Source organism: Bordetella genomosp. 13 (assembly GCF_002119665.1).
Lineage (GTDB): Bacteria > Pseudomonadota > Gammaproteobacteria > Burkholderiales > Burkholderiaceae_B > Bordetella.
This window is the reverse complement of record NZ_CP021111.1, coordinates 979,596-994,098: the sequence shown is the minus strand read 5'-3', so window position 1 is coordinate 994,098 and position 14,503 is coordinate 979,596. Positions and strand designations below refer to the sequence as shown.

General features: G+C 63.8%; 13 protein-coding genes. 5 read left to right on the top strand and 8 right to left on the bottom strand.

The features are described 5' to 3' along the window. Positions 1–111 precede the first annotated feature (111 nt). Both CAL15_RS04610 and CAL15_RS04605 read left to right on the top strand, forming a co-directional pair. Positions 112–3,438 (top strand): acetate--CoA ligase family protein, encoded by a 3,327-nt coding sequence (locus CAL15_RS04610; RefSeq protein ID WP_086077498.1) that lies wholly within the window; start codon positions 112–114, stop codon positions 3,436–3,438. Positions 3,439–3,459: 21 nt separating this feature from the next. Then, a complete protein-coding gene (locus tag CAL15_RS04605) occupies positions 3,460–4,338 on the top strand; it encodes an SDR family NAD(P)-dependent oxidoreductase (RefSeq protein ID WP_086080927.1) in 879 nt (292 codons plus the stop codon). Positions 4,339–4,349: 11 nt separating this feature from the next. On the opposite strand, the gene CAL15_RS24330 is transcribed toward CAL15_RS04605, so the two are convergent. Then, positions 4,350–5,351 (bottom strand): LysR family transcriptional regulator, encoded by a 1,002-nt coding sequence (locus tag CAL15_RS24330; protein ID WP_198299148.1) that lies wholly within the window; start codon positions 5,349–5,351, stop codon positions 4,350–4,352. 16 nt (positions 5,352–5,367) lie between these two features. Between CAL15_RS24330 and CAL15_RS04590 the strand changes: the two genes are divergently transcribed. After that, a complete protein-coding gene (locus tag CAL15_RS04590; protein WP_086077496.1) occupies positions 5,368–6,414 on the top strand; it encodes an alpha/beta hydrolase in 1,047 nt (348 codons plus the stop codon). A gap of 297 nt (positions 6,415–6,711) precedes the next feature. Here the strand turns inward: CAL15_RS04590 and CAL15_RS04585 are convergent, their stop codons facing one another. Further along, a complete protein-coding gene (locus tag CAL15_RS04585; protein WP_086077495.1) occupies positions 6,712–7,632 on the bottom strand; it encodes an NADP-dependent oxidoreductase in 921 nt (306 codons plus the stop codon). 23 nt (positions 7,633–7,655) lie between these two features. Beyond that, a complete protein-coding gene (locus CAL15_RS04580; RefSeq protein ID WP_086077494.1) occupies positions 7,656–8,102 on the bottom strand; it encodes an ester cyclase in 447 nt (148 codons plus the stop codon). A gap of 112 nt (positions 8,103–8,214) precedes the next feature. On the opposite strand from CAL15_RS04580, the gene CAL15_RS04575 reads away from it, so the two are divergent. Next, positions 8,215–9,126: a LysR family transcriptional regulator gene (locus tag CAL15_RS04575; protein WP_086077493.1), complete on the top strand. Its 912-nt coding sequence runs from the start codon at positions 8,215–8,217 to the stop codon at positions 9,124–9,126. A 77-nt stretch (positions 9,127–9,203) separates the two neighbouring features. On the opposite strand, the gene CAL15_RS24750 is transcribed toward CAL15_RS04575, so the two are convergent. Both CAL15_RS24750 and CAL15_RS04565 read right to left on the bottom strand, forming a co-directional pair. After that, positions 9,204–9,521 carry a hypothetical protein gene (locus CAL15_RS24750; protein WP_269768312.1) on the bottom strand — a complete coding sequence of 106 codons (318 nt, stop codon included), beginning with the start codon at positions 9,519–9,521 and terminating at the stop codon, positions 9,204–9,206. A 124-nt stretch (positions 9,522–9,645) separates the two neighbouring features. Beyond that, positions 9,646–10,020, bottom strand: coding sequence for a nucleotide pyrophosphohydrolase (locus CAL15_RS04565; protein WP_086080926.1), 375 nt, complete (start codon positions 10,018–10,020; stop codon positions 9,646–9,648). Positions 10,021–10,226: 206 nt separating this feature from the next. Here CAL15_RS04565 and CAL15_RS04560 point away from each other — a divergent pair, with 206 nt between their 5' ends. Beyond that, positions 10,227–11,450, top strand: coding sequence for an MFS transporter (locus CAL15_RS04560; protein ID WP_086077492.1), 1,224 nt, complete (start codon positions 10,227–10,229; stop codon positions 11,448–11,450). Positions 11,451–11,630: 180 nt separating this feature from the next. Here the strand turns inward: CAL15_RS04560 and CAL15_RS04555 are convergent, their stop codons facing one another. From CAL15_RS04555 to ychF, 3 genes are all read right to left on the bottom strand, one after another. Next, positions 11,631–11,975 carry a DUF1330 domain-containing protein gene (locus tag CAL15_RS04555; RefSeq protein ID WP_086077491.1) on the bottom strand — a complete coding sequence of 115 codons (345 nt, stop codon included), beginning with the start codon at positions 11,973–11,975 and terminating at the stop codon, positions 11,631–11,633. Between the two features lie 74 nt (positions 11,976–12,049). After that, a complete protein-coding gene (locus tag CAL15_RS04550; protein ID WP_086077490.1) occupies positions 12,050–12,871 on the bottom strand; it encodes a helix-turn-helix domain-containing protein in 822 nt (273 codons plus the stop codon). Positions 12,872–13,042: 171 nt separating this feature from the next. Next, the gene (ychF, locus tag CAL15_RS04545) at positions 13,043–14,134 is read right to left on the bottom strand and encodes a redox-regulated ATPase YchF (RefSeq protein WP_086077489.1); all 1,092 of its coding nucleotides are present in this window, start codon (positions 14,132–14,134) and stop codon (positions 13,043–13,045) included. Positions 14,135–14,503: the final 369 nt, after the last annotated feature.

The window sequence follows — 14,503 nt, the reverse complement described above, 5'->3', positions numbered from 1 at the left end:
GTTTGTCCGATAAGAAAGGCGCACAGTATCTTGGCGGGGCGGTTCGCGAGGCGCGCTCGTTGCGGCGGTTCGCGGCGCCGCAGACAGCAGAACCTCCACCCGCCATCGCCCATGATCCTGCCAGACCTCGACGCCTTTCTCTCGCCCCGCTCCATCGCCGTCGTCGGCGCCTCATCCCACCGCAGCAAGATCGGCGCCGTGCCGGTGCACTATCTGATCGAGCACGGCTACGCCGGGCCGATCTATCCCATCAACGCCGGCGCCGCAGAGATCGCGGGTCGGCGGGCCTACGCATCGCTGCGCGACGTCGGCCAACCCATCGACCTGGCGATCTTCGCCATTCCCGCCGCCGGGGCGGCCGCCGCGCTGGAAGATGCAATCGCCGCCAAGGTGCGCAACATCGTCATGTTCTCGGCCGGCTTCGCCGAAGCGGGCGTCCAGGGAGCGACGGCCCAGCAGGCCTTCGCCGAGCGCGCCCGAGACGCCGGCATCCTGATCCTGGGTCCGAACTGCCTGGGATTCATGAACGCGGCGCGCGCGGTCTACGCCACCTTCTCCCCGGTGCTCGCCACGGGCCTGGCCAAGCCGGGCAACATCGGCATCGTCAGCCAGAGCGGCGCATTCGGCGCGTATGCCTACGCCATGGCGCGCGACCGCGGCATCGGGCTCTCGTGCTGGGTGACGACCGGCAATGAAGCGGACATCGGCGTGGCCGACTGCATCGGATGGATGGCCCGCGATCCGGCCACTCGCGTCATCATGACGTATCTGGAAGGTTGCAACGATGGCGCCCGGCTGCGGCAGGCGCTTGAACTGGCACGCGCGCACGGCAAGCCGGTGGTCGTGGTGAAGGTCGGACGCACTGCTCTGGGCGCCATGACGGCGGCTTCGCACACCGCCGCACTGGCCGGCGACGACGCGGCGTTCGACGCGCTATTGCGCCAGCATGGCGCCTATCGGGCGCACACCATAGAAGCCTTCTTCGACATCGCCCACGGCCTGGCGGTTTGCGGCTTGCCGCGCAACACGCAGGTGGGCCTGCTTACCGTATCTGGCGGCGTGGGCGTGATGATGGCCGACGCCGCGGCCGAGGCAGGGTTGGACGTGACGGAACTGCCGCAGGCCGCCCAAGCCCGCATCCGTGCGCGCGTGCCCTTGGCCGCCACGCGCAATCCCGTGGACATCACCGGCCAGGTGACCGCCGAGCCGGAGCTGATCGAAGCCGCTGCCCGCATCATGCTGGAAGACGGCGGGTATGGCTGCCTGCTGGTCTTTCTGGCGGCCTTCGGCGCCACGCCGGCCGTGCAGGCGCTGCAGCAGCGGCTTGCCCAAGACCTGCGACGCGACTTTCCTGATCGGCTGGTGATATTCAGCACGCTGGCCGAACCTGCGCAGCAACAGGCCATCGAGGCAGCGGGCTGCCTGTGCTTTGCCGACCCCGCCCGCGCCGTGCGGGTGCTGGCGGCCGCGCATTTCTTCCTGGAGCAGGCCGGCCGTTCAGCACCGCCTGCCGTGCCTAACGCGAAGCTCGAACGACTGGCCCCAGGCCGCTACAACGAGGCGGATGCCATGGAATGGCTGGAACGCGCGGGGCTGCCGACCGTTTCCGTGCGCCGCGCCCCGTCCCGCGAGGAAGCCATCGCGGGCGCGCAGGCGCTGGGCTTTCCTGTAGCGATGAAGGTGCTGAGCGCCGACATCACACACAAAAGCGATGTGGGCGGAGTGATGCTGAATGTTCACGATGCCGAAGCCGCCGGCCACGCCTACGACCGCATCATGGCGTCGGTCGCGAAGGCCGCCCCCACCGCCCGCATCGACGGCGTGCTGCTCGCCCCCATGGTGCGCGGCACGGTGGAATGCATTCTGGGTGCGCGCCGCGATCCGTCGCTGGGCGTGGTGCTGATGCTGGGCGCGGGCGGCGTGAACGTCGAGCTGCTGGGCGACGTCAGCCTGCGCCTGGCGCCGGTGGACCGCCAACAGGCGCTGGACATGATCGACGAACTCAAGACCGCCCCGCGATTGCACGGCTACCGCGGCGCGCCTGTCGCCGACGTGCAGGCCCTGGCCGACGCGATCGTGCGGCTGTCCGACTTTGCGCTGGCCGCAGGCGACGAACTGGACTCCGTCGAGCTGAATCCGGTGGCCGTATTGCCCAAGGGACAGGGCGTGCGCGCGCTGGATGCGGTACTGCTTACGACCTCGGCGGCGGCACGCGACGCCGTGCTCGTCACTTTGCCCTTGTTCGAGATGGCGCGCATGCGGGCGGCGAACACGGCGCGCAAGCATCCCACTGAAGGCTATGCCGGCGACAGTCCCACGTCGAGGTTGCGCTGGGTCAATCAGTTCACCCATACCCGTCGCCTGCGCGGGCCGGAGGACAAGGAAGTCGTCACGCCCAACAACGACACGCTGTTCACCAATGCCTGGCTCGACCTTTCGCAGGGCCCGCTGATCATCAGCGTGCCCGAGATGGGACAGCGCTATTGGGTACTGGGGTTCCTGGATGCCTGGACCAATCCGTGGGCCTATGCCGGCCGCCGCACCACGGGCGGCCAGGCGCAGCAACTGTTCGTGCACGGACCCGGCTGGCGAGGCACGGTGCCCGCAGGTATGCATCGCATCGAGGCGCCAGGCGACGACGTATGGGTGATCGGCCGCATCCTGGTGGATCCGGATCCGCACGACCTCGCACAGGTGCATGCCCTGCAGGACCAGTTCTCGATCCGGCGCGCCGACGGCTCTTCCGCGCTCTCGCGGATAGACACCCTGGTCGAGGATCGCGGCGCCGGCGTGCCGCAAGCCGCTGAGTACCTGCGTGTGGTGCAGGCCATGCTGGCCGGCAATCCACCGGCGCTGCCGGTACCGCGCTGGCCGCCGTCGGCCGCGGTGCTGCAAGGCGCGCTGGAACACGTCTACACGGAACTGCGCGAAGTCGCCCAGCCTTCGGCGCTGGGCGGCGGGTGGACCACCGCGTTGTCCGTGCGCACGAGTTTCGGTGACGACGTCGCGACCCGCGCCCGCGTGGCGCGCAACTGGATTGGCACGCTCGGTATCGACGAAGCCATGTACGTCATGGCCGAAGTGGACGCGCAAGGCGAGCCGCTCACCGGCGCGAACCGTTATGTGCTGCGCTTCGCTCCGGACGCGCAGCCGCAAGTGGACGCATTCTGGTCCATCACGCTTTACCGCCGCAGCGACTGCCTGCTCGCCGCGAACCCGATCGGCCGGCATTCCATCGGTGACAGGACGCAGGGTCTGCACCGCGATGCCGATGGCGGCCTGAGCATCGCCATCCAGGCCGAGGACCCTGGGCTGGGGAAGAACTGGCTGCCCTCGCCGGCCGGCGCAGGCTTCTACCTGACCTTGCGGCTCTACCAGCCGCGGCAGCCGCATCTTGCCGGCACGTTCCCGTACCCCGCAGTACAGCGGCTGGACTGAAGGCCGGAGACCACCATGGACATGACACTGCAGCTGCACGAACGAACCGCCATCGTGACCGGCGCCGGCCAGGGCCTGGGCCGCGCCCATGCCCTGGCGCTGGCCCGCCATGGGGCGCGGGTGGTGCTCAACGACGTGGACGACAAGGCCGAACAGGTTGCCCGCGAGATTACGCAGGCGGGCGGCAAGGCCGTCGCGCGTGCCGGCGACGTGACTCGTGCCGCGGACATGGAAGAACTGGCCGAGCTGGCGGTGTCGGCGTTCGGACGCGTCGACATTCTGGTGAACAACGCCGGCATCCTGCGCGACCGCAGCTTTGCCAAGATGCCGCTGGAAGACTTCCAGCGGGTGCTGGACGTGCACGTGATGGGAGCCGTGAACGCGACGCGCGCGGTCTGGTCGCGGATGCGCGAACAGCATTACGGCCGCATCGTGCTGACCACGTCGTCGTCCGGCCTGTACGGCAACTTCGGACAGTCCAACTACAGCGCCGCCAAGATGGCACTGGTCGGGCTGATGCAGACGCTGGCGATGGAAGGCGCCAGCCGCAACGTCCGCGTCAATTGCCTGGCGCCCAGCGCCCTGACCGACATGACCGAAGGGCTGCTGGCCGCCGATGCGAACGAACTGCTGACCCCCGAGCGGGTAAGCCCCGGGGTGATCGCGCTGGTGGGAGAGGATGCGCCCACCCGCATGATCCTGCTGGCTGGAGGAGGCAGCTACGAATGCGCGCATATCACCATGACGCGGGGCATTCATATTGGAGATGTGGAGGATGCGGCCGCTTTGCTGTGCAAGCGGATGGAGGAGGTGCGCGATCCGGCGGGCCAGGTGATTCCGGAATCGGGGTGGGACCAGCCTCGGCATGAGGTGGCGAAGGCGGGGAAAGGGGTCGAGTGAAAGCGCCACCCTCACGTGGCGCCAATACTCGCAAGCCCGCGCGACAGCCGTCTCAGTATGGCAAGACATTCCTCATGAAGGATGGAACGTCTGCGCCCGTCGCAAAAGACGGCCAAGGAAAGCTTCAAAGCGGCCGGGTAGGGCCTGATGGGCGCGCGTATCGTGCCTTCCACCTGCAGGCTGCGCGACTGTACGGGCGCGAGCCCTACACCCAGGCCGGCAGCGACGAGCGAGCACTGGCTGTGCAGTCGTGTTGCGGTCTGGCTGACGTTCAGCGGGTACCCCGCCAACCGGCATTGGTCCCTGATGGCCGCGTATAGCGCCGGCCCCTGTTCTTCGGGAAACAGCACGAAGGGATGCGCGGCCAATTGGGAAAAGGACACCGAGGGTTCGCGGGCCAGAGCGTGACCGGATGGCAACAGCGCATCGAAGTGGTCATTGCACAGGACTTCATTGACGATGCGGCCGGGTCGGTCGACCGGCGGATGACCCAACCCGATGTCAATATCGCCGGCAGAAAGCAGGACCAGCTGCTCTTGCGTCGATGCTTCTCTCAACTCCACGTTCACGTCAGGATGCTTGGCGCGCAATTCGCGCAGCATGGCCGGCAGCAAGTAATACAGCGCGGCAGACACAAACGCGATGCGCAACACTTGCTTAGCTTGAGCCGACGCGGCATGAGCAAGCCGCTTGGCTCGCTGCTCTCCTTGCACTAGCTCCAGCGCTTCGAGGCGAAACACTTCTCCTGCGGGGGTGAGCTGTACCTTGCGGCTGGTACGAAGAAACAGTGGTGTGCCCAGTTCTGCTTCCAGCCGTGCGATCGCCCGGCTGAGATACGGCTGGGTCATGCCCAACTCTTCGGCCGCCTTGCCGAAGTGCAGTGTCCGAGCGACCGCCAGAAAATGGTGCAGCTGACTGAACTCCATCAATGCCTCTTCATGAATCGATCGATGCCTTTCAATGACATTGATGACATCACAATCCGGCCATAAGCTCAATCTCCCATTGTTCATGTTGAAAGGACAGCACATGAGACAGGTACTAGGCGCGGCATGCATCGGTCTTTTGCTGGCATTTCCCAGCATGGCGGAAACCCTTCGCCAAGACTGGACCGTCATCACCGAGGATGGCCTGAGGATATTCGTTCGCGAATTGCGGGACACCGCGGCAACATCTGATCGCGGCCCCATGCTGATGGTCAACGGCGGCCGCTCGGGTGTGCTCGCCAGCTGGGATGTGGATGCTCCCGGCACGTCGACAGCACAAGAGATAGCCAAGGCCGGGCACCGGGTATATCTGATGGACGTCCGAGGTTTTGGACGCTCGGAATTTCCCGCCGAGATGCAGGATAGGACCGATGCGCGCAACGGCCGGGTCGCCGTCAGATCGAACGAAGCCGTGCGCGATATCGCGGCGGTGGTGCGGGAAATCCGCCGCCGCCACCCTGGCGATCATCGACTGGCAGCCATAGGCTGGGCGACAGGTTCCCAGTGGCTGGGCCACTATGCCTCGCTGTATCCGGACGACATCTCCCACTTGATCTACTACAACGCGGCCTATGGCGGCCCCGCCGGCGGCTGGCCGCTTCAACAAGAGTTCGGGGACCCGCGGTCGCCCACGGACTTGGATCGCTCGCGATATGGCGCCTACCGTTTCGCAACGGCTGAGAGCCTGGTAGGACGCTGGCGCAGCGAGGGAATCAATACGGCGTTCCTGGCCCGCTACGCACAATTGTCGATGGAAGGCGATGCCTCCGCCAATACACGCGAGCCGCCAAGCTTCCGGTTCCCGTCAGGTCCTACGGCTGATACGCTCAAGCTTGTGAACGGGCGGCAACTCTTCGACGCGTCCTTCATCCGCTCGCACGTCTTGATACTGCGTTCGGAGCGCGACTTCTGGTCGCGGCCGGCCGATGTAGCGACACTGAAGTCGCACCTGACCGAAGCCGCGTCGGTGGAAGTCGTCCAGATCGCTGGCGCCTCGCATTACGTCCATTTGCAACCCACGGCGGATCGTCAGAAGTTTCTGGACGTGGTATTGGCCTTTACCGAATCGCTTGCGAAAAAGGACGCATGATCACACCAGTAAGTGTTCGACGAGTTGCAGGCGCGCGCCAGCCGGGAGTTATGCGTTGGTCGCCCTTGCGCAAGGTTGCAAGAGTCAGGCGAAGCCGCCATTCACCCGGACAACCTGTGAGTTGACCCATCCGCCGTGTTTCCCGACCAGGAAGGAAACCGCGTTGCAATGCCCGTCGGCTGGCTCAGACATTCCATTGGAGACATGTTCGCGGCCGCGAGCCGCAGCGCAATGTCCTTGCCAATACCGCGGGCACCACTTGTTAAAAGTTTCGTGTGTCATGGAGCGACCCCCGCTTCAGCTGCCCGTGCGGATCACGACTTTGCCGTGCGCGTGGCCTGTGGCCACTTTTTCCAGCGCAGCCCGGGCTTCTTCCAGCGGGAAGATCGAATCGGTGACGATCTGGAGTTGCCCGGCCTGAAACTGCTTGACCGCCTCCGGAAGACAGGGCGTGGCGCTCACGAAAAACACGGATTCGCCAACCATCCCGCTTCTGCCCTGGATGTCGAATGCAACCAAGCTCGCGATACGCCCACCCGGACGCAGCACAGACCATGACTTATCCAGCGTCTGGCCGCCCAAAGAGTCGAGCACCAGATCGATGTCGCGCAATGATGAGAAGTCTTGCGTCCGGTAGTCGATCACTTCGTCCGCACCCAGGCTTTTCACGAGATCGGCATTTGCACCCGATGCCGTGCCGATCACGTATGCGCCGGCCAGATGTGCCTGCTGAACTGCCATGCTGCCCACACCGCCCGCTGCGGCATGGATCAGCACGCGCTGTCCACGCTGCAAACGGCCGATATCGAAGAGTGACTGACGGGCCGTGCCGAACGCGGTCGGCAGGGCGGCCGCCTGCTCGAAACTCATGGCCGCCGGAACGACACACAGATCGGCTGCCGCGATTACGACGCGCTGCGCGAATGCACCGCCGGAATTGGGCGCACTGCGACCGAATACGCGGTCGCCCGGTTGCAGATGAGCAACCTGTGCGCCGACGACTTCGACCACGCCGCTGAAGTCGGTGCCGGGCACGTAGGGAAAATCGACCGGGAAAACCTGTTGCAGGTAGCCTGCAATGATTTTCACGTCCAGCGGATTGATGCCTGCCGCCTCGACGCGAACCGCAACCTCGTCCGGTTGCGGATCACGCGCATGCGCTTCGCCGATGCAGACGACGTCCAGGCCGCCGAAAGTCTTGATGAGTGCCGCTTTCATGATGAACCTCGCCTTCGAGATGGTCAGGATTGAGCCGGGAACTGGCCGAGCTGAAGGAACAGGCGGAACCAGTCCTCCAAGTGCCATGTCGTGGTGACGCGGCCACCGCTCAACGTATGGAATTCATGCAGCCGAAAGCCGACCTTCTTGCCGGTAGGCGCGATGCCGAAAAAGTCGCCCTGATGTGTACCGGTGATCTCGGCACGCACACCGATCTTGCCGGGCACCTGGATCATGTCGTGGATGGTGATATGCACATCGGGAAAAGCCTCGCCGAAGCCGCGGATGATCGGCTTGATGCCTTCCGGTCCGGGGCCTTGACCCGGCGCCAGCGGAATGTCGTCCCACTGCGGCGCCAGCACGGTATCGACGAGATCGGGATTCTTCTCACTGAAGGCGCGATACAGCGTTTCTATGGCCAGGCGCTCGATGCGCAGACGATCGGTTAGCTCGGAGCGGAGTGTGTTCATGATCGGCTTTCGTTGGGTTGCAGTTGCCTGCAAGCGGTGGGAAGTGACGAAAGTGTCCGCCTCGCCATAGAATCCGTCCAACAAATACACGATATGAATGATTATTTGATTTATGGATTTCCACGGCATTGATCTGAATCTACTCGCAGCTTTCGACGCGCTGATGAACGAGCGCAATGTGACGCGGGCCGCTACCCAGGTCGGCGTGAGTCAACCAGCCATGAGCGCTGCACTGTCAAGGCTGCGCAAGCTTCTTGGTGATCCCTTGTTTTTGCGTAGCGCCGATGGCCTGCTGCCGACGCCGCGCGCGCGGGAGCTGGCCGAACCCATTTCACAAGCACTGCGGCAGCTTGAAGCCACTCTGGTCAGGAAGCCGGATTTCGTGCCGAGTGAAGCGAAGTTGACGGTCAACTTGGGGCTGTCTGACTATCCGGCATTCGTGTTGTTGCCTGCGTTGCTGGAAGCGCTCGCGGAACAGGCACCCGGCATCTCGATCAATGTGCATGCCTTCAGCGACCGCGACCATGCGGTGGACCTGCTCGATGCCGGAGTGATCGACGCGGCCATTGGCGTGCCGCCGACACATCCCGAAGGGCGCATCCTGACGCGCCCGGTCCTGCGCGACGAATTCGTCACCATCATCGCGAGCAAGCATCCCGCCGCACGACGCGGCATGAACATGAAGACCTATCTATCGCTTCCCCATGCGCTCGCGTCGCCGGAGGGGCAGCGACATGGTCTCGTGGATCAGGCATTAGCGCAGCAGGGCCGTCAGCGCACGCTCGCGCTGACACTTCCTCAAATGTTCGCCCTACCAGCGGTCGTCGCACGCACTTGCATGACAGCAACCGTCATGAAGCGTGTTGCACTGAATTCACCGGCTGGACGAAAGCTCGCGTATTTCCCGCCGCCGGTTGCCTTGCCAGAGATCGTTTTCCATCTGATCTGGCATCGTCGAAGCGATGGCCATCCGGCGCAGCAATGGCTGCGGACATTGATAGAATCCGTTGCGTCGGTGCTGTGATAGTCAGCGCCGACTGAAAACTGACCCCTTTGTCGGCGCTCGCGCCGAAGTAAAAATTGACCCCTGGGATTGAAGCGTTATTGGGCAGCAGCCCTAGCCCGAGACGGGCTGTTGCCGGCCTTGCGCTTGTCCTTGAGCCGGTAGCTTTCGCCACTGATCCGGATGACGAGCAGGCGCGGGCCGAGCACGACGATGTTCTCGGCACAGTCGATAAATGTCAGGGCGGCCAGGTCCACCATGACCAATCGGCGTGACCCATCATCCGCATGGCCCGCCTGAATCACATCGATGCGCTTGGCCGTCTGCGGCAGGATGAACTCGACCGCCACGCCGACATCATCTGCATTGACGGGATCGCGCAATACCCGGGCAATGTAGCCCAGCGACTCCACCACGATCTTATCTCCGCCTGGGCGAGCTTGCGGCTGGTCGCCGCCTGGTACCCTGCAGGACTGACGTTTTCAATGTCGCGATCGTCGTAGTCGAGCAGGAACTCTTTCTTGTCGGCGTGGTAGACGATCATGACTTCGGCAGCTGGTCGTACTTGGTGCTGACTCCGCGCGATGCCTCGACGGGATACTTGGCGGCGTTGGAGGCCAGCTTGCTGGCGATCGCCTCATTCAGATCGACTTGCAGCACGTCAGCCAGCCGGATCAGGTACAGGGCAACGTCGGCGATCTCGTCGCGGACCGCCGCGGCGGTCTTGGGCGCCGAAGCGGCATTGTGCGAATCCGCCTCGGTCATCCACTGGAAAATCTCGGTCAGCTCGCCGACTTCACCCGAGAGGGCCATGACCAGGTTCTTGGGGGAGTGAAACTGTTGCCAGTCCCGCTCTTCGGCAAACTGCCTTAGCGCCTGCGCTGCACCGTCGACATTAACCAGACTCTTTTCCACGTTCCGCCCTCCCTTATAGGACGGATTGTAGCGACCCAGGCAGGTGAAACTAAGTGCCATGAGACGCTGGCCGGCACGAACTGAAGCTCACGATCGCCAGTTTCTACCTCTATGCCCTACCGACCGGTCCAAGCCCCGGCTCACTTTTCTGGCCCTCGGTGTGTCAACATTGCGGGAGCAAACCATCAAAAACGAGGAGACCTTCTTTGCCTAACGCCCCGGCCGCGTCAGAACAGCTGCATGACGCATTGCTTCCACTGCAGCAGCAACGCCAGAACATCGCGCGACTGACCATTGCGCAAGCGCTCGCAGGCGCAAACTCCGTGGTCGTTTTTGCGACGGGAGCCATCGTCGGCAATATGCTTGCGCCTGACAAAACGCTGGCAACGCTGCCCATTTCTGTCTTCGTGGTGGGCATGGCCGCGTGCATTCTTCCTGCCGGTGTAATTGCGCGTCTACATGGCCGCCGGGCCGCTTTCCTTGCCGGCACTGCCTGTGGCGTGCTGGTCGGCCTCCTGGCAGCCGCCGCAGTGGTCTTCAGTTCCTTCTGGCTGTTTTGCCTGGCCACATTCTTTGGCGGCGCCTATGCGGCAGTGGTGCTTTCCTTCCGTTTCGCCGCGGCGGACGGCGTGGCGCCGGAGCGGCGGGCTCGTGCGCTGTCGTTCGTCATGGGCGGCGGCGTGCTGGCTGGCGTGGTCGGGCCTCAGCTGGTCACCTACACCATGTACCTATGGCCGTCGCACATGTTCGCCGCGACATTCATCGTGCAGGCCATCGTCGCGGCCATTTCCGCCGTGGTGCTTCTCGGCGTACGACTGCCGCTGCCAGCCCCCACCCCGGCACAGGGCGGACGTTCGCTTCGGGATATCGCCAAGCAACCGAAGTTCATCTCTGCGGTGCTGTGCGGTGCCGTCTCATACATGCTGATGAACTTCCTGATGACGGCCGCACCCCTTGCCATGCATATATGCGGCCACTCGCAAGAGGATGCGAACTTGGGTCTTCAGTGGCATGTCATCGCCATGTATGCGCCCAGCTTCTTCACCGGAAGGCTGATTACGCGCTTTGGCGCAGGACGCGTCGTGGCAGCCGGATTGGCGCTGACCGCGCTTTCGGCCGCTGTCGGATTGACAGGCATAGACGTGGCACATTTCTGGATTACGCTGGTTCTACTTGGCCTGGGATGGAACTTCGGCTTCGTGGGTGCCTCCGCGCTTGTCCTCGAATGCCACCGTCCCGAAGAGAAGACACGCGTCCAGTCGCTCAACGACTTCATCGTTTTTGGAACGATGGCGGTCGGATCATTTGCTTCGGGCGGACTGCTCGCTGCTTACGGCTGGGATATCGTGCTGTGGGTGTCTTTCGCGCCTCTGGCCATTGCGGTAGCGGGCCTGATGAGCCGCTCCAGTTCTGGTGCGGCGCGGATATAGCATCCCGGAAAGGACCGTTTTATGTTCTTCCAGGCCGGTCGGCAGGCTAGGCCGGCTACGGCAGACAAAAGGCCCTTGAACGCTGGGTTTCGGGGCCCGTTCCGCCCCGTCTTTATGGGACGGATTGCAGGCATCCCTTTGCCCACCGCGCTCAAGCACGCGGGCGCCGCGCCAATCTCATCAAGCGCCGCTCGCTCCCAGCTTTTCGAGCAGGAAGGCGGCCCGATAATCCAGGTATTTCACTCCATCCAGCAGGAGCACCGTGGATCTGGAGTGCCGCGCACGCAGGGGAATCAGCTTGGCATACGCCTCGGAGTCGTACCAGCCGCGCGCATGCTCGATGGACGGGAAACCGATCACGACGCAATCGCCAGGGAACACGCCCTCTTTCACCTCGGGGCGCGTTCCATGCACGAGGAAAGCTCCTCCGTAGGGCTCCAGGGTGGCGTCGATGCGTTCCAGATAGGTGACGATGTCCGATCCAAAATCCAGATCGTCGAGCAATCCGATGGCGTAGGCGGTCATGACAAGTATCCCTTGAGTTCCCGAGCATCTCCTCGGTCGGAACTCACTTTAGGAAATACCGTAACGCCCGTCGATTACCTCTCAGGTAATGAAGCCAGCGAACGCAGGGCGCGTTCACTGTCCGCGTCGCAGGGATAGAACAACTCCACACACAGTTCCTGCAGGGTCACATCCTGCGGCGTCCCGAAGCTGGTCAACGTGGTGAACAACGACATGGTGGCCATCGGCAGGTCGAGCATGCATGGCACGAGCAGCCCATGCGCGTCCGGCACACGACGCGACGCCTCGCGCATCCCCGGATAGGCCAGGACCTCGGCTTCCAGCGCGACAAGCATCGGATCGCCGCTGCTGTCGATCGAGCGGCGTAGATTGGCCAGCAGGTGTGCGGCCCACTCCTGAAGATTACGGGTGTAGCGCGCGAGGCCCTCTGGATGCAGCGACGCGCGATAGATGTTCAGCGCAGGGGTACGCAGGAATTCCGGCACCAGGCTCGCCAAGCCCATCGCCGCGGCATTGGCGAGGACCACGTTCCAGTGCCTGTCCAGCACCAGGCCAGGGTAAGGCTGATGCGCATCCAGCAACCGCTTCAACGCCTCATGTACCGGCCGCATGTCAGGTTCATTCAGGCTGCGCTGGGCGTAGCGAGGCGCATACCCCGCGGCTAGCAGCATCGTGTTGCGTTCCCGCAGCGGCACGTCCAGCTGCTCGGACAACGCGATCAGCATTTCGGGACTGGGACGCGAGCGGCCCGTTTCGATGAAGCTCAGGTGCCGTGTCGAGAGTCCGGCACGCAGTGCCAGCTCCAACTGACTGAGCCGGCGGCGCTGGCGCCATTGGCGCACCAGATTGCCGACAGACGGGGCCGACTCGGAGGCGTCCACGTCGGTAGAGTCCATATGTCCGCTCAGCTACCAAACTGCCTAACAGCGATTACGGGTGATAAATCCTTCGAACAGCGAATCCAGGTCCGTGAAGTCCAACACCTCCTCGGGGCCGATGTCGATGCTTTGCATGATTTCTACCAGCGGTCTGCCGATATTTGCCATTGACAGTCGTAGACAAGAACGTCAGACGTTGAACAGGAAATTCATCACATCCCCATCCTGCACCACATATTCCTTCCCTTCCGCCCGCATCTTCCCGGCTTCCTTCGCCCCTTGCTCGCCTTTATAGGCCACGTAATCCTCATACGAAATCGTCTGCGCGCGAATGAACCCGCGCTCGAAATCCGTATGAATCACGCCCGCAGCCTGCGGCGCCGTCGCGCCGATCTTCACCGTCCACGCCCGCACTTCCTTCACCCCCGCGGTGAAGTAGGTCTGCAAGCCCAGCAGCTTGAACGCCGCGCGAATCAAGCGATTCAGCCCCGGCTCTTCCATGCCCATATCGGCCAGGAACGCCTGCCGATCTTCCTCGGGCAGGTCCGCGATCTCGGATTCGATCGACGCGCAGATGGCCACCACGGGGGCATTACGGGCCTTCGCAAACTCGGTCAGGCGATCCAGCAGCGGGTTATTGGTAAACCCATCGTCACTGACATTACCCACATACATGGCCGGCTTGGCGGTGATGAAGCACAGCGGGGCAATCAGCGCGCGCTCTTCGTCGGTCAGGTCCACCGAACGCACCGGCTTGGCCTGGTTCAGCACGGCGATGCACTTCTCCAGCGCGGCCACGATGCGTTGCGCTTCCTTGTCGCCCGAACGGGCGGTCTTGGTGTGGCGCTGCAGGGCCTTCTCGGCGGTCTGCAGGTCGGCCAGGGCCAGTTCGGTCTCGATGACTTCGATGTCGGCGATAGGGTCGACCTTGCCGGCCACGTGGATCACGTTGGGATCCTCGAAGCAGCGCACCACGTTGACGATGGCGTCGGTCTCGCGGATGTGGGACAGGAACTGGTTGCCCAGGCCTTCGCCCTGGCTGGCGCCGGCCACCAGGCCGGCGATGTCGACGAACTCGACCGTGGCGGGCAGGATGCGTTCGGGGTTGACGATGTCGGCCAGCTTCTGCAGGCGCGGATCCGGCACTTCGACCACGCCCACGTTGGGCTCGATCGTGCAGAAGGGATAGTTCTCGGCCGCGATGCCGGCCTTGGTCAGCGCGTTGAAGAGGGTCGATTTACCGACGTTGGGCAGGCCGACGATGCCGCATTGCAGAGCCATGGAAATCCTATAAATATCAATGCACCACCGGCCCGACGTGACGCGGCGGAAGGTGCCCGATCCGCGCGTATGCACGCTGGCGGGATCGCGTGGGCCGTAGACGAGAGCCGTGCGACAAGAGCGACCGCAAAAGCGATCCGCCGCGCGGCGGGTCCGGGAAATAGCGGATTTTAACCGGTCCCAGCCCCAGCCCCGCCGTGGGCGATCGGGCGCCGCGGCGCGCTTCACGCATATGACACTTCATTCGCTTATCCTGAGCTGTTCCTGGTCAGCTGACCGGGCAGTTGGCGGAAATCCGGGAGAACATCTTCGGCACGATGCCGAAGCGGTGGTTGCCCACAGCGGCTTCCCGAAGAAAAATCCAAACGA